This window comes from Vibrio sp. Isolate22 (assembly GCF_022398115.1).
Classification (GTDB): domain Bacteria; phylum Pseudomonadota; class Gammaproteobacteria; order Enterobacterales; family Vibrionaceae; genus Vibrio.
Map to the genome: position 1 here is coordinate 45,657 of NZ_JAKEUW010000030.1, position 15,854 is coordinate 61,510.

Genomic DNA, 15,854 nt, shown 5'->3' on the forward strand with positions numbered 1-15,854 from the left:
CAGCGGTTTATCTAGACACTAAGATTGGCAAAGTAGATAAAATGAAATCACACAAGGCGCTCTGAGAATAGGGCGCCTTTTGTTTTCTGGTCCGAGCACATCGAGTATATTAAGACAAAGCTTGCAAACTCATTGTAGTTCGGTAGAAAAGGTAGTTAAGGTATTCACGAGGTTAATGATAGGTTTGACACTATTATCACCTAATCTTCTCAATTGCGTGATATCCTTAGTCATCGCCTTGTGATGAGGCATAGCTCCATATTAATAATTAAAGCGATAGGTATGTCTGAGAGTTTATTATTTCATAAAACATTTACTCACCCTACGAGCGATGAGTGGGTGGTATTTGTGCATGGCGCTGGAGGTAGCTCCTCAATCTGGTTCAAGCAGATCAAGGCGTATAAACAACATTTCAATTTGCTGCTCATTGATTTGAGAGGGCACGGTAAATCAGACAATATCCTTAAAGATCTGATGTTGAATCGTTACACATTTAAAGCCGTTACTCTCGATATTCTTAAAGTGCTCGATCATCTAAAAATTCGTTCGGCGCATTTCGTTGGCATGTCGTTAGGGACTATCATCGTCCGGAATATTGCAGAGCTAGCCGCAGGGCGTGTACGTTCAATGGTATTAGGTGGTGCGGTTACTAAACTCAATACTCGCTCTCAGGTATTAGTTAAACTCGGAAACCTAAGCAAACACATCATTCCTTACATGTGGCTTTATAGTCTTTTTGCTTACATCGTAATGCCACAAAAAAGTCAAAAAGAGTCTCGTCACCTGTTTATCCGTGAAGCTAAAAAACTGTGTCAAAAAGAGTTTAAGCGTTGGTTTATATTAACGGCTGATGTGAACCCTCTAATGAAGTACTTCAAAGACCGCGAATTGCCAATTCCAACCCTCTACTTGATGGGAGAGCGTGATTACATGTTCATCAAGCCCGTTAAAGAGATGGTTGAGGCGCATGAGTCGAGTGAACTGGTCGAAATTGCAAACTGTGGTCATGTTTGCAATGTTGAAAATCCAGAAGAGTTTAATCAGCACTCTATCGAGTTTATCCAAAAGCAAATTCAATGACTTTAAGTCAGTGAGCTGAACTAATATTTAATTGAAATAAAAACGGGAAGCTATTTGTAGCTTCCCGTTTTTGTTTAGAGGAGGTATTGGGTGAAGCAGCTAGGGCTTCATTAAGTTCATTTATTCGGGAGAGTTCGCACCGCACTGCCAGCAAGAACCAAATTGTGCTTCGTTCACTTCATGACATTCACTGCAGCGCCACTCTTCATAGATGATCGAATCTTGTTGCTTTTGATAGTCATTAACGATTGTGCGGGCTTTAGTGGCCATTTCTGGCTCATATAACCACACATAAGGGTCAGTTTCTTCCGAGAATGGAATTTCCCCTTTCAAACCAAACAAACCTTCACCACGGACTTCACACGCAATATTTTCACTTTCTAACAATCCGCAGATGATGTGCGCTTCTGTCGGATTCGATGCACTGAAGATTTTCATTGAAATTGAACCTTATTCGGCTATCTGTGTCATTTGTCTATTATAAATTATTCAGCAACAGGCGCTGAACGAAACTTACTCATCAACCATTTGGCAATAATTGGGAATACGCCCAGTAATGCAAATGACAATAGTACAGATGGTGAAACGATACCTGAAAGCGAATCAATTTCTGCGAGTTGAGTACCAGCATTTAAGAATACAGCAGTACCTGGCAACATGCCGATTTGGCTTGTTACGTAGTAGCGAGTCACCGACATCGGCGTCAAGCCCATTAGCAGGTTGATAAGGAAAAACGGGAACACAGGTATAAGGCGTAAAGAGAACAAGTAAAATGCGCCGTCTTTTTCGACACCTTTATTAATTGTAGACAGTTTGTCGCCAAACTTAGTTTGTATCCAGTCACGTAGCAAGTAGCGGCTACTTAAAAAGGCAAGAGTTGCGCCGATCGCACTGGCGAAAGAAACCAAAAGTAAGCTGTTCCAAAATCCAAATAGAGCAGCCCCAAGAAGGGTAACAACCGCTGCTCCTGGAATAGAGAAAGCGGTGATCAATACATACGCGATGAAGTAAGTCGCGGCAGCCACAATAAAGTTACTTTCTATATAGTCGTTTAACACGGCTTGTTGTGCTTTGGCGTTTTCCAGCGTGAGGTATTGACCAAAGTTGATGCCTAATAAAACAATCGTAACGACTAGCACAATACCCAATATCATTTTCTTACTCATTGATACTTCCTCAAATTTTCAATGCATACCATTAGTATAGATAGACAGGCAAAGCATAGATTAACTTTCATTAGATGATAAAAAACTATTTATTTTATGCGATTAGTAGAGTTTGAACGGTTAGCCCAACTGTTTGGCTTTGTGTAAGCGATAGGAATTCGCAGCATAAAGCTGGGAGAAGTATCCAGCGATTAAAAGATTATGAGTTTTTGCTAGAGGATTGTTTTATATAACTTAATCTAAGAGAAATAATTTGTACCACGTAAAAAGTGATAAAAAATTGAAAGAGTTTTGGTCTTGGTTCGTTCTATATACGTAACAATCGAGGCATGAAGATTGTTTTAGATAATTATTCAGGCAGACAACTAAGGAGCTAGCTATGAAATTATTATCAATGATGACGGTTATCGCTACAACAAGCCTTTTCTCTTTCCAAGCTATGGGTTCGGGTGTCTATCATAGAGCCGCTGTAGAATCTAAAATCTTTAAAGGGGATGTAGTTGCGAGCCAATCACAGGCTTACGAATCTGGTAAACAAATCTGGATGGAGATAAACGGCAAGGGTTCCTATGAACTCAGCAAAATCCTACCTCAAGCTTCTGAAAAGGTGGACGTGCGTTCGTTTGAAATCAGAAACGGGAGCATCAAAGTCAAAGAAATCATGAACTCATCTGGAGAGATTAACTTCGTTCCGATGGTCAAAGTCGACTTTAAGTATAATTATCGCCCATCTTTCTAGGATGTTGATAGGGTGCTAAAACAGCAAACTATCTAATGTTACTAATCGAAAAAAAAGCCGCAGAAATGCGGCTTAGTTGTATAAAAAAGGGTGTACTGACAATGTTAATTGACGCGACTGATAAGCTCTTCGCGACGTTGCTGTGGAATAACCGACCAATGCGTGCCATTGATCGCTCCTTCTAATGCCCAAAGCAGTTCAATACTGACAGAGGACGTATGAGATTCCTTGATGGCATTAAATGCGTTTACAGAGCCAGATTCATATAAACGTTCTACGGAATCAATCCCGGCCTTCTTCAACATGCGCTCAGTGGCAAGTCGAAGGTTAGGGAGGTCTTTCAGTCGAGTAGGCTTAGCAGCGGACTGTTCAGCTTTCTCTTCTTTTGCAAAACCCAGAGACGTAGTTGCAAGTTGTAAGATTTTCTCTTGGTCTTGCCACAGGCCTTCTGGTAAAGCGAAGTATTTAGTTACGACAGGGAAACCACGTTTTTTGTAGACGTACGGTTGAAACCCTTGTTGCTCGAACTGTTTTGTTGTGCCTTTGTCTGCTCGTATGTGCAACTGGTCATTAACAACCAGAGCAAACATAGTGTCATCAGCAAAAAGACCGAATCCACCAAACATTGAGCGTGATTTTATTTTTCCTAGGGGCTCAAATAACTTCATTGAGTCCTTTAGTATCGGTTTATCCATGTTATTTATCTCGGTGTATTTGAACTACGCCACCAAATAAGCAGGTCCGAGAGATTAGCAAAATGTTGCAATTACATTGTCAATAAGCCGTAAATTACTAAATTATTAGTAGTTACTGCATTTTGCCATCGGTAACCCCGCTACCATACCAACGAGTGGTTTAGGCCGGAAGCTTTGCGTCTCACCTTTTCAAGTGATTTGCCCTGTGCGTGACTGATTGAATAGAATAAAGTTTTTGTTGAATGAGGCTCACACTTGATATTTCAAAATGTGATATTGCTTCAATTAATGATCTTTATTATATGAAACTAGGTTTATTTTGTCTGCTGATAAAAAAAGCGCCCCCAAAGGTGCGCTTGATGAAAATAAACTCAATTTATCAGTTAATTTAACGTTTTAACTGTACTACGTTCAACAATTTCTGGGTGCATTTCGAAGACACGTTTTTCATGGTCTTTGTCTTTTATGCGCTCAAGCAGAATTTCGAATGCGTTCTTGCCGACACGACGCTTCGGTTGGTGAACGGTGGTCAATGGTGGAGAGAAGTACTCCGCCAATTCGATGTTATCGTAGCCAATGATAGAGATATCTTCTGGGATACGGATGCCTTTTTGCTGTAAGCGACTCATTAAGCCGAGTGCCATCGTATCGTTAAAGCAGAATACTGCCGTAGGGCGCTCTTCCATCTCAACAATTTTGTCTGCCGCAAGTACTGCTGTATCACACTCGAAGTTACCTTCGATGATCATATCGTCACTTGCAGTGATGTTTGCTTCTTCTAGAGCGCGCTTGTAACCAGCGATACGTTCAACACAGGCTGCTTTGTCTAAGTGGCCACTTAAACAAGCAATCTTTGAGTGACCGCGGTCGATTAGGTATTTAGTCGCTAGGTAGCCGCCTTCTTCAGAGTTATCAATGATTTTATCTGCTTGAGAACTCTCTGGGCCCCAATCCATGACTACTTTAGGGATGTCAGCATGACGATCTAACATCTCTCTCAGTTCTTCTGTTAGGTCTGAACACATAACTAAGATGCCATCTACACGTTTCTCTGCAAGCATTCGAATGTAGTCACGTTGCTTCTCATAGATACCACCAGTGTTACACAGGATCAAAGTGTAACCTTGACGGTAGCAGTAGCTCTCAACACCATCGATAACTTCAGAGAAGAATAGGTTTGTTGATTGAGTCACTAGCATGCCGATAGTTCGTGTTGAATTACACTTCAAACTACGAGCAACAGCACTTGGTGCATAGTTTAATTCGTCTACCGCTTTATTTACTTTTTCTTGAGTCGCTTCTGCAACAAAACGTGTTTTGTTGATTACGTGAGAAACGGTTGTGGTTGATACGCCTGCTAAGCGAGCGACATCTTTTATAGTGGCCATGGTTTTATCCTATTAGAAGCTACTTTCCCCAAAGTACGGAGTGAAGTAGCCGTTAAGCTACCTAACTAAGAGCTTAAATTTGTAGGGCTCTTTGGGTACTAAAGTGTTAAAAAACAAAAAACCGCTAGTGAGCGGCTTGTTTTAACACCGAAATGCTCTGAACTTAATAAGCATAGCATTTCGTGAATGTTTCATATTTTATCGTTTGCGGTCACAATTCTAGACTGACTAGAAAATACTCGCAATACAATTCACCCAGAAATCCGGGTGAATTGTCACATTCTACGGAATTTATTTACCTAGTCATCAGTTAACCTTATTCACCAGCTAAATATTGAGCATCTAATTGACAGAAAGCCATTAGCAGAGAAGAGACAGCAGCGTAGAAACCGAATTCATCAACATCGTGACACTTAACGTTGAATTTCGGGATCCAAGTTAATAGCTGTTGCTCGATAAATTGTTGCTGAACTTCGAACGATTTTTCTAGTTCTTCTTCTGATTCTGTTTCATTAGAGCGAATGATTAGGTTTCCTAAGAAGTCGAGTTCGATAGCGATGTGGTCTGCTGGTTCTTTTAGATCTTGGTTAACCACTAGGTTGTGCTTAGCCATGATCTCTTCCATCTTTTTCGCTGGTTTATCGTTTAATAGGCCAGTTTCACCGATGTACATTGAGGCATAAGGAAGGGCGCCATGCTTATCTGTCTTTAGGAAAAGGTCGCAAAAGTCAGCAGACAGTTCTAGTTGTGCATCTTCGCGAGTTTGTAGGCGGTTCAGTGCATCAACCAACTTATCAATAGCAGGCTTTAGAGTTTCATTTTCGCCTAAACCAGTTAAGAAAGAACGAATTTCAACAGAATGGTAGTGGTCAAGTTCGTCTTGAGTGAGCTCTTTGGCGAATAAGCTTGATAGCCACCAGTAAATTTCTGCTCTTTGCTCATTGAACGTTTTCGTATCTTTCATTACATAGATCCTGATTTAGTCTTGTGGTGTCTTTTCGCACACCAAGGCTGATGACGAGGTTATTTGCGAAATGCAAAGTTACTCGTTAGTAGTAATGCCTATATTGAATTGTGCTAGACGACAAATAGCAAGGTTTAAGATTGTCTTGTATCAAAAAAAATCCATGTTTCTGGCATTTATCTTCAGTACCACTAGAATTGTTACTAGTTATGAATAGAATAGTCACCGAAACTATTAAATAAGAAAAGTGGTGTAGATGAGCTATCACGTATTAGTCGTAGAAGATGATGTGGTGACCCGTAGTAAACTGGTTGGTTATTTCCAGAACGAAGGTTACACAGTGAGCGAGGCCGAAAGCGGTGCTCAAATGAGAAGCGTGTTAGAAGAAAACAACGTTGACCTCATTATGCTGGACATCAACTTACCAGGCGAAGATGGATTGATGCTAACTCGCGAATTACGCAGTCAATCTGACATTGGAATTATTTTGGTTACTGGACGCACGGATAGCATCGACAAAATTGTTGGCCTTGAAATGGGCGCTGACGATTACGTTACTAAACCTTTCGAACTTCGCGAGTTATTAGTTCGAGTTAAAAATCTACTTTGGCGCATTTCTGCTGCTCGTAAAACGACAGCAGGTGAGGCTGAAGAGTCACAAGATGAGTCAGTGGTTCGTTTTGGTGAATGGACATTTGATATCCCTCGTCGTGCGTTAAGCAAAAACGGTGAGCCGGTAAAACTGACGAAAGCTGAATATGAATTATTGGTTGCACTGTCTTCTTACCCTAATCAGGTATTGAGCCGCGAACGTATTCTTAATATGATCAGCCACCGTGTTGACGCGCCGAATGACCGTACTATTGATGTACTAATTCGACGTATGCGCGCAAAAATGGAGTTCGACCCTAAGAACCCACAAATTTTTGTGACAGTGCACGGTGAAGGTTACATGTTTGCTGGTGACTAAACTCTTTAAGAGCTCTTAGTCAGCAAGAGAACTCAAACTTAAAAAGCCGAGATATCATAGATATCTCGGCTTTTTTATTATTTTTTGGATTTTATGTCGTTGGCCTATTGAGGCTGTGCTGCCGAAATGGCGTTATCGTCTTCAGCTAAGCTAGAAGCTTCAGGTATTACGATTGGCTCTTCAGCAACATCGCTACTGGTGTCTAACCAGTCACGTAGGCTTTGCCAAATTAATCCCAGCGTCTCGTGCCAGTAACGTTCCGTCTGTTCCAGGTAAAGAGCTTTGGGCGTGTACTTTTTCCATGGCTCTACTATTCCTTCTTGAGCAAGATAGTTGGTTGGCGCTGGCAATGGTTTCATACCTGCTGCGTTAAATTCGTTAAGAGCACGTGTCATGTGGCTTGCTGAAGTCACTAACACCATCTTTTTGTTTTTCACGAACGCTGCTGCTTGGCGAGCTTCTTCCCAGGTATCTTTTGCTGTTTCCAGTAAAATGATGTCAGGTTTTGCCACTCCAAGTGCTAAGGCTACCTTAGCCATCATTCTTGCGTTACTGACCTCTGTACCAGCCCCGTAGCCAGACAAAATCAGTTTAGCGCCAGGGTAGAGGCGTAAAATACGAATTCCCTCACTTAAACGCATCAAGCCTGTACGGCTCAGTTCAGATGTTGGTGGGATCTGGTCATCAACAACGTGCCCGCTACCGAGAACCATCACGTAATCGACAGTCTCATCGACCGGTAAAAATGCAGTGTGCTGCCTTTCCATTGGCATTAATAGTTGACTAGAAACTGGTTGGAAAGCGATTAGGAAAATACCACAGAGGGCAGAGAGGGTAATTAAGCAACCAGTCTTTCTTTTAGTAGTAAACATCACTAGGGCTAAGCCCAGAAATGCGAGGATTAACATTGCAGGTAGTGGCATCAGTAATGAAGACACTACTTTTTTCAGCTCAAACATATCCGAATAGTCCGAAAAAACATCACTTAGTAGTAAAAAGAGACATCGCCTCTTTATTCCTGAAATTCCTGTGACAGAATAGCAGGCACGATAGGACATAATAACTCAAGTAGCTGTGACTGAAGACCGTAATTTCGACGATATTGCCCACAAATTTGCAAAAAATATTTACGGCTCCGACAAAGGAGAGATCCGTCAGATCATCGTATGGGAAGATTTAGAACAAGCTTTGAGCAAGTTTGAAGGTTCTGCTTCTCCATTGCATGTGCTTGATGCCGGAGGCGGGTTGGCACAGATGTCGCAAAAAATCGCGGCGCTTGGTCATAAGGTTTCTCTATGTGATCTGTCTTCTGAGATGCTAAAGCTGGCTCAAGAAGGGATCACCGAAGCGGGGCTGTTAGAGCAATATCAGTTTATCCATTCTCCGGTACAAAAAGTGGCAGAGCATCTCGATGATAAAGTCGATTTTGTGATGTTTCATGCCGTTATGGAGTGGCTGGTCAACCCTAAAGAAGCACTCGATTTGCTACTTGAACAAGTTAAACCGGGTGGCGTTGCCTCGATAATGTTTTACAACCACCACGGATTAGTCCTGAAAAATGTGATTTGTGGCAACATTCCTCATGTATTGAATGGGATGCCACATCGAAAACGGTTTAAGCTGCAACCACAAAAAGGCTTGAAGCCTGAAGAGGTTTATCAATGGATAGAAGACGCTGGTCTAGAAATCTGTGGTAAATCTGGCATTCGCTCCTTCAGTGACTACATAGGAAATATGGAGTACATGGGCGATTACCAATTTGAAGATGTATTGGAACTAGAAAAGCAGCTATGCCGCCAAGAGCCATATCTGTCACTAGGCCGTTATATTCACGTTTGGGCTCAAAAACCTGCGCAATAACAGTGATGAATGTGGTAAAAGAAGCCACAACATGCGCTATGCAATCGTAATAAGCCCGCGTTATAAAGAAATAGGCGTCATATCAAATGTATTCGATATGACGAAGAACAGTAACAGGAACCACAATGAGTGAAATGACTCAAACTGCCGAAGAGCAGCCAATTGATGAGTTGGTGGGCTGGGTCAAGCAGCATGATTTTTCATTAAACTTGCCGCCAGAGCGCTTAGCATTTTTGATTGCTATCGCAGTACTAAGCAATGAAAGGTTCGATGAAGAGTTGGGCGAGGGTGAACTGCATGATGCATTTACTATCGTCACTCGACTGTTTGAAGATACTGGTGAAGCGTCAGCGTTTCGCGCGAATAACGCAATCAATGAGTTGGTTAAACAGAAGTTGATTAGCCGCTTCACCAGCGAAATTACCGATGGCGCAAGCATCTACCGCTTGTCACCGTTGGCTATTGGTATCTCAGATTATTATTTACGTCACCGTCAGTTTTCTAAATTAAAACTGTCTATCCAACTTTCAATGGTTGCGGACGAAATGGCAAAAGCCATTGAAGCAGCCCAAAAAGGTGGAACGCCAGGGCATTGGAGAAAGAACGTTTACGGCGTGCTCAAGTATTCTGTTGGTGAAATTTTCGATCAGATTGATCTTAACCAACGTGTTATGGATGAGCAGCAACAGACTGTAAAACAGCAGATTGCCGACCTTCTTAATAAAGATTGGCGTGAGGCGATCAACAACTGTGAAGTCTTGCTATCAGAAACCTCAGCCACGCTAAAAGAGCTGCAAGACACCTTGCAAGCGGCAGGTGATGAACTGCAAACGCAGATCCTCGATATCCAAGAAATAGTCTACGGTGACGACGAACTTGAGTTTGTTGGCGAAACCCTGTTTGGTCTGCAAATGAAGCTCGACCGAATCACAAGTTGGGGCCAACAAGCAATTGATCTGTGGATCGGCTACGACCGTCACGTTCACAAGTTTATCCGTACCGCGATTGATATGGATAAGAACCGTGCCTTCAGCCAACGCCTACGTCAATCTGTGACTGAATATTTTGATGCGCCTTGGCTACTGACGTATGCCGACGCTGAAAAGCTAACCGACCTTCGTGATGAAGCACTAGTGCTTCGTGATGACGAAGTAACAGGACAAGCGCCACTCGACGTAGAGTACGAAGAATTTGAGCAAGTGAACGATCTGTTGTCTGAAAAAATCGCAGATATGTTGAAAGCTCACAAACAGCAAGGTGCGCCAATCGATCTTGGCCTTGTGTTACGCGATTACCTCGCTGAACACCCTCGCACACACCATTTTGATTTAGCCAGAATTGTTGTCGACCAAGCGGTGCGCTTAGGTTACTCAGAGTCTGACTATCAGGCTATTCAGCCAGATTGGCAGGCAATCAACGATTTCGGTGCAAAGGTACAAGCCAATGTCATTAACAAGTACTGATGATTACATGCCAGAGAAACTGGTAAAAGCGATAGCGAACCCACTGTTCCCTGCGCTAGATAGCATGCTGCGTTCAGGCAAGCATATTTCAACAGAAGACCTAGATAACCACGCGTTACTTTCTGATTTTGAAGTTGAGCTTCAGCATTTCTACCAACGCTACAACACAGAACTTGTGAAAGCACCGGAAGGTTTCTTCTATCTGCGTCCACGTTCTACGTCTCTGATCGGCCGCAGTGTGTTGTCTGAGCTAGACATGCTTGTAGGTAAGGTCTTGTGTTTCTTATACCTAAGCCCAGAACGTTTGGCTCACGAAGGTATCTTCACTAACCAAGAGTTGTTTGAAGAGCTAATGGCGTTAGCGGATGAGAAAAAACTCATGAAGCTAGCAACAAACCGTGCATCTGGTTCTGACTTAGACAAAGAAAAACTGTTTGAAAAAGTACGTACTTCGCTGCGTCGCCTGCGTCGTATCGGTATGTTGATTGCGATTGGCGAAACGGGCAAATTCCGTATCAGCGAAGCGGTATTCCGTTTTGGTGCGGACGTACGTGTTGGCGATGACATGAAAGAAGCTCAACTGCGTCTTATCCGTGATGGTGAGGCTGTGGTGCATACTCAAGAACCTAACCAAGGTAGCTTGTTGAATGAAGAGAAAGCTGAAGCTGCATCAGATGTAGATGAAAACGGTCAACAAGATATTTTTAACGATCAAGCTGACTTTGACCTTGAGTCAAACGATGGCGAACAAACAAAAGTAGAAGGTGAAGCATGATTGAAAGAGGTAAGTATCAATCATTAACCATGGTCAACTGGAACGGCTTCTTCGCGCGTACTTTTGATATTGATGGATTGGTTACAACGCTTTCTGGCGGTAACGGTGCAGGTAAGTCGACCACAATGGCGGCATTCATTACAGCACTTATCCCAGACCAAAGCCTTCTGCATTTCCGTAACACTACGGAAGCGGGTAGCTCACAGTCATCTCGTGATAAAGGCCTTTACGGTAAGCTTCAGCCAGGCGCATGTTATGCAGCGCTAGATGTGGTGAACTCTCGTAACCAACGACTACTGTTTGCAGTAAAATTGCAGCAAGTTGCTGGTCGTGACAAGAAAGTAGACATCAAGCCGTTCGTTATCCAAGGCCTTCCAAGCCATGTGAAACCAACTGATGTGCTTATCCAGAACGTTTCAGACAGCCACGCTCGTGTATGTCAGCTAAATGATGTAAAAGCAGCTGTTGCACAATACGAAGGCGCACATTTCAAAGCGTTCTCTTCGATTGTGGATTACCACTCACAGATGTTCGAATACGGTGTAGTACCGAAGAAACTGCGTAATAGCGGCGACCGTTCTAAGTTCTACCGTCTAATTGAGGCATCACTTTACGGTGGTATTTCGAGCGCGATTACACGTTCTCTGCGTGATTACCTTCTGCCGCAAAATGGTGGTGTGAAGAAAGCATTCCAAGATATGGAATCGGCACTGCGTGAGAACCGTATGACGTTAGAAGCGATCAAGACAACTCAGTCGGATCGTGACTTGTTCAAGCATTTGATCACTGAATCGACCAACTACGTGGCAGCAGACTATATGCGCCATGCCAACGATCGTCGTAACAAGCTTGATCAAACCATGAAGTTCCGTGGTGAACTGTTCGGTTCGCGCGAAACTTTACTTGAGCAGAACAACCTGTTGAATCGAGTTCAAGAAGAACTTGAGTTGCTGGTGGATCAAGAATCGTCTCTAGAGCAAGACTACCAAGCGGCATCGGATCATCTTCAATTGGTTCAAACTGCACTTCGTCAGCAAGAGAAAATTGCTCGCTATAGCGAAGATCTAGAAGAGCTTAATGAGCGTCTAGAAGAGCAGATGATGGTGGTTGAGGAAGCTCAAGAGCGAGTACTTCTTGCTGAAGAGCAGGCAACTATTACTGAAGAAGAAGTGGATAGCCTGAAAACTCAGCTTGCTGATTACCAACAAGCATTGGATGTTCAGCAGACCCGCGCACTTCAATACCAGCAAGCGGTTCAAGCATTAGAGAAAACCAAGCAGTTACTGGGTGATGAATCGATTACTGCAGAAAGTGCGTTAACTCTAGTTTCTGAGCTGAAAGCACAAGAAGAATCAAGCACACAGACTCTACTGGCAACGAAACACAAGCTAGACATGTCTTCTGCAGCTTCGGCACAGTTCGACAAAGCATTGTCTTTGGTTAAGAGCATTGTTGGTGACGTTGAACGTAAAGAAGCGTCTCATAGCGCTAAGCAAGCTCTAGAAAAAGGCCGCAACGCCAAACATGTTGTTGAAAACGAACAGCAATGGCGTGCTCAACACCGTGACATGGCTCGTGACGTAGCGCAGCAACGTCAAGCGAAAGAGCTAGCGACTGAGTACCAAAAGCAACACAACATTTCACTGACTGACGAAGCGGTTTTCGAAGAAGAACGTGAACGTCATGCCATGCAGATCGAAACGCTTGAGTATGCTCAAGAGGAGCTGCGTGAAGCGAAGAGTGAGCAACGTCGTGTTCAGCAAAACCACGATCAAGAGATTCAAAAGCTTGAGTCAATTGCTCCTGCGTGGATCACAGCAAACGATGCGCTTGAATCATTAAGAGATCAAACCGAAGCTGAGCTAGAAGATAGCCAAGCGGTAATGACTCAAATGCAGCAAGTACTTGAAGACGAAAAATCTCAAGCGGTTGCTAAAGATCAACTGGCAACTCGCCGAGCTGAACTTGAGCAAGAAATTGAGCGCCTAGCATCTCCAGGTGGTTCTAACGATCCTCGTTTGAAAGGCCTAGCGGATACGCTTGGTGGCGTGTTGCTTTCTGAGATCTACGACGACATCACGATTGGCGATGCGCCTTACTTCAGTGCGATGTACGGCCCGGCTCGTCATGCGATTGTGGTTTCGGATCTTGATGGCATCAAAGAGAAACTGATTGATCTTGATGATTGTCCTGAAGACCTTTACATCCTTGAAGGTGATGTTGACGCGTTTGATGACAGCTCGTTCAATGCCGATGAGTTAGAAGGCGCGGTGTGTGTTCAATTGAACGATCGCCAAATGCGTTACTCTCGTTTTCCTGAGATCCCACTGTTTGGTCGTGCGGCTCGTGAGCAACGTTTAGAGAAACTGCGTGAAGAGCGCGATGTGGTTGTTGAGAATCACGCGAAAGCTGCGTTTGACTCTCAAAAGCTGAATCGTCTATACCAAGCATTCAACAGCTTTGTAGCGAAGCACCTGCACGTTGCGTTTAACGCAGATCCAGAGCAAGCACTTACAGTCGTTCGTGAGAAACGTAACCAAGTAGTACGTTCATTGGCTGAACTGGATTCGAAAGAGCAACAACAACGTAGCCAGCTTCAACAAAGTAAACAGGCGATTGCTGCGCTTGATAAGTTAGCGCCTATGGTTCGTATTCTAGAAGACGAAACATTAGCTGAGCGTTTGGCTGAACTAGAAGTACAACTAGAACGCCTGAGCGAAGCTAAGTCTTACCTGAACACTCATGGCAAAGCACTTGCGTCACTAGAGCAAATCGTTTCTGCACTAGACGCTGACCCAGAGCAATTTGAAGCTTTGGAAGATGAGTACCGTCAGGCGGACAACGCGCTGCAAACGTTAAAAGGCAAAGTATTCGCACTGTCTGATCTGATTGAACGTCGTCACTACTTTGCTTACGCAGACTCAGTTGACCTGCTTAACAAGAGCAGTGAATTGAGTGAGCAACTGAAAGCGAAACTGGTTCAAGCAGAACAAGCTCGTGCGAAAGGCCGCGATGGCTTGAAGCAAGCTCGCGAACAGATGAACCAGTACAACCAAGTATTGGCGGCGCTGAAGAGCTCGCATCAAGCGAAGCAAGAGACTGTTCAGGAGTTCAAACAAGAGCTTCAAGAGTTCGGTGTTAACGCCGATGAAGGCGCTGAAGAGCGCGCGGTTCGTCGTCGTGACGAGCTTCAAGAGCGTCTGCATACCTCTCGTAGCCGTAAGAGCGAATACGAGCGTACGATTACCTCGACTGAACTTGAGATGAAAGCGCTGGCTAAGCGTCTTAAGAAAGTACAGAAAGAGTACACAGAGCTTCGTACCTTCGTTGTTGCAGCAAAAGCAGGTTGGTGTTCAGTACTGCGTTTAGCTCGTGAGAATGACGTTGAACGTCGTCTACACAAGCGTGAACTGGCTTACCTAACGGCTGGTGAACTTCGCTCAATGTCGGATAAATCACTGGGTGCACTGCGCTTGGCTGTGGCTGACAACGAAGACCTACGCGATTCACTGCGCCTATCGGAAGATAACGCACATCCTGAGCGTAAGGTTCTGTTCTACATTGCGGTTTACCAACATCTTCGCGAGCGTATTCGCCAAGACATCATTCATACGGATGATCCGGTTGAAGCAATCGAAGAGATGGAAGTTGAGCTAGCTCGATTAACAGAAGAACTGACGCAACGTGAAAACCGTTTAGCAATTAGTTCTGAGTCGGTAGCAAGCATCATTAAGAAGACGATTCAGCGCGAGCAGAACCGTATTCGTATGCTAAACCAAGGTCTGTCGAACATTTACTTTGGTCAGGTTAAGGGCGTACGTCTGAACGTTAAGATCCGTGAAAGCCACGAAATCTTGCTATCAGGCCTAGCGACTCAACAAGAGCAGCACAAAGACTTGTTCGAAACGACTCGTTTCACCTTCTCAGAAGCGATGGCGAAGTTGTTCCAACGTGTGAACCCACACATCGATATGGGCCAACGTTCTCCTCAAGTTCTGGGTGAAGAGCTACTGGATTACCGTAACTACCTAGAGCTAAGTGTTGAAGTTAACCGTGGTTCTGATGGTTGGCTACAAGCGGAATCGGGCGCACTGTCTACCGGTGAGGCGATTGGTACTGGTCAATCTATCCTATTGATGGTGGTTCAGAGCTGGGAAGAAGAATCTCGTCGACTTCGTAGCAAAGACATTGTTCCATGTCGCTTGTTGTTCCTTGATGAAGCAGCTCGTCTGGATGCGAAGTCTATCTCTACACTGTTTGAACTGTGTGACCGTTTAGGTATGCAGCTTCTGATTGCAGCACCAGAGAACATCAGCCCAGAGAAGGGTACAACCTACAAACTGGTACGTAAGGTCTTCAAAGATCACGAACACGTACACGTTGTTGGTCTGCGCGGATTTGCTCAGAATAAGCCAGCCTCTCCAGTTCAAGAGCTTATCGAAGAAACTGAATAATAAGCAGAAGCTGACTTACTTCTACTAATTTTAAGCCCCTCATTGTAGGGGCTTTTTTTAGGTTCATCGCGGATTAGCGGGAACTAAAAACAAAAACGGTAGTAAGTGATATGGTTTAGTCGCCAAACAAAAATCATACACAAACTACCGTTTTCATGCCGAATCATACTTTCCTATCTTCATTCTGGGAAGGCTTTAAAATAGTAAAGTCTCACCAGACAGCATCACTTATTACACTGACTCTTAAACCTAACTCTGAGGCTAAATGCCTTTGCGGTCTTGAAGCCGAGGCTATCCATG

13 protein-coding genes and 1 riboswitch are annotated in these 15,854 nt (G+C 43.8%); of the genes, 7 read left to right on the forward strand and 6 right to left on the reverse strand.

Features of this window, described 5'->3' with window-relative positions; all coding sequences use genetic code 11:
* Positions 1-282 precede the first annotated feature (282 nt).
* Entirely contained in the window at positions 283-1,080 is a 798-nt protein-coding gene (locus L1D55_RS16780; protein WP_239918185.1) for an alpha/beta hydrolase, read from the forward strand.
* A 120-nt stretch (positions 1,081-1,200) separates the two neighbouring features.
* Here the strand turns inward: L1D55_RS16780 and L1D55_RS16785 are convergent, their stop codons facing one another.
* Positions 1,201-1,518 (reverse strand): DUF2007 domain-containing protein, encoded by a 318-nt coding sequence (locus tag L1D55_RS16785; RefSeq protein WP_128159998.1) that lies wholly within the window; start codon positions 1,516-1,518, stop codon positions 1,201-1,203.
* Positions 1,519-1,565: 47 nt separating this feature from the next.
* Positions 1,566-2,246, reverse strand: a complete 681-nt coding sequence (locus L1D55_RS16790) for a TVP38/TMEM64 family protein (protein WP_171366651.1) — start codon at positions 2,244-2,246, stop codon at positions 1,566-1,568.
* A gap of 379 nt (positions 2,247-2,625) precedes the next feature.
* Here L1D55_RS16790 and L1D55_RS16795 point away from each other — a divergent pair, with 379 nt between their 5' ends.
* A complete protein-coding gene (locus tag L1D55_RS16795; RefSeq protein ID WP_128160002.1) occupies positions 2,626-2,985 on the forward strand; it encodes a DUF3316 domain-containing protein in 360 nt (119 codons plus the stop codon).
* A 104-nt stretch (positions 2,986-3,089) separates the two neighbouring features.
* Here the strand turns inward: L1D55_RS16795 and L1D55_RS16800 are convergent, their stop codons facing one another.
* The 3 genes from L1D55_RS16800 to torD all read right to left on the reverse strand — a co-directional run bounded on the left by L1D55_RS16800 (position 3,090) and on the right by torD (position 6,032).
* Positions 3,090-3,680 (reverse strand): TfoX/Sxy family DNA transformation protein, encoded by a 591-nt coding sequence (locus L1D55_RS16800; RefSeq protein ID WP_004737443.1) that lies wholly within the window; start codon positions 3,678-3,680, stop codon positions 3,090-3,092.
* Positions 3,681-3,807: 127 nt separating this feature from the next.
* Positions 3,808-3,893: riboswitch (cyclic di-GMP riboswitch) on the reverse strand.
* Positions 3,894-4,063: 170 nt separating this feature from the next.
* Positions 4,064-5,068 (reverse strand): HTH-type transcriptional repressor PurR, encoded by a 1,005-nt coding sequence (gene purR, locus L1D55_RS16805; RefSeq protein WP_102425138.1) that lies wholly within the window; start codon positions 5,066-5,068, stop codon positions 4,064-4,066.
* Between the two features lie 316 nt (positions 5,069-5,384).
* The gene (gene torD, locus L1D55_RS16810) at positions 5,385-6,032 is read right to left on the reverse strand and encodes a molecular chaperone TorD (RefSeq protein ID WP_239918186.1); all 648 of its coding nucleotides are present in this window, start codon (positions 6,030-6,032) and stop codon (positions 5,385-5,387) included.
* A gap of 256 nt (positions 6,033-6,288) precedes the next feature.
* Here torD and torR point away from each other — a divergent pair, with 256 nt between their 5' ends.
* Positions 6,289-7,002, forward strand: a complete 714-nt coding sequence (gene torR / locus L1D55_RS16815) for a two-component system response regulator TorR (RefSeq protein WP_004737446.1) — start codon at positions 6,289-6,291, stop codon at positions 7,000-7,002.
* A gap of 104 nt (positions 7,003-7,106) precedes the next feature.
* On the opposite strand, the gene elyC is transcribed toward torR, so the two are convergent.
* On the reverse strand, positions 7,107-7,961 hold the full coding sequence (gene elyC, locus L1D55_RS16820) for an envelope biogenesis factor ElyC (RefSeq protein ID WP_239918187.1): 855 nt from the start codon (positions 7,959-7,961) through the stop codon (positions 7,107-7,109).
* A 115-nt stretch (positions 7,962-8,076) separates the two neighbouring features.
* Here elyC and cmoM point away from each other — a divergent pair, with 115 nt between their 5' ends.
* The 4 genes from cmoM to mukB all read left to right on the forward strand — a co-directional run bounded on the left by cmoM (position 8,077) and on the right by mukB (position 15,554).
* The gene (gene cmoM, locus L1D55_RS16825) at positions 8,077-8,862 is read left to right on the forward strand and encodes a tRNA uridine 5-oxyacetic acid(34) methyltransferase CmoM (protein ID WP_239918188.1); all 786 of its coding nucleotides are present in this window, start codon (positions 8,077-8,079) and stop codon (positions 8,860-8,862) included.
* Between the two features lie 125 nt (positions 8,863-8,987).
* Entirely contained in the window at positions 8,988-10,325 is a 1,338-nt protein-coding gene (mukF, locus tag L1D55_RS16830; RefSeq protein ID WP_128160010.1) for a chromosome partition protein MukF, read from the forward strand.
* The gene (gene mukE, locus L1D55_RS16835; protein WP_105025265.1) at positions 10,306-11,100 is read left to right on the forward strand and encodes a chromosome partition protein MukE; all 795 of its coding nucleotides are present in this window, start codon (positions 10,306-10,308) and stop codon (positions 11,098-11,100) included. The genes mukF and mukE overlap by 20 nt, the downstream gene beginning before the upstream one ends.
* Positions 11,097-15,554 carry a chromosome partition protein MukB gene (gene mukB, locus L1D55_RS16840; protein WP_239918189.1) on the forward strand — a complete coding sequence of 1,486 codons (4,458 nt, stop codon included), beginning with the start codon at positions 11,097-11,099 and terminating at the stop codon, positions 15,552-15,554. Before mukE ends, mukB begins: the two co-directional genes overlap by 4 nt.
* Positions 15,555-15,854 lie beyond the last annotated feature (300 nt).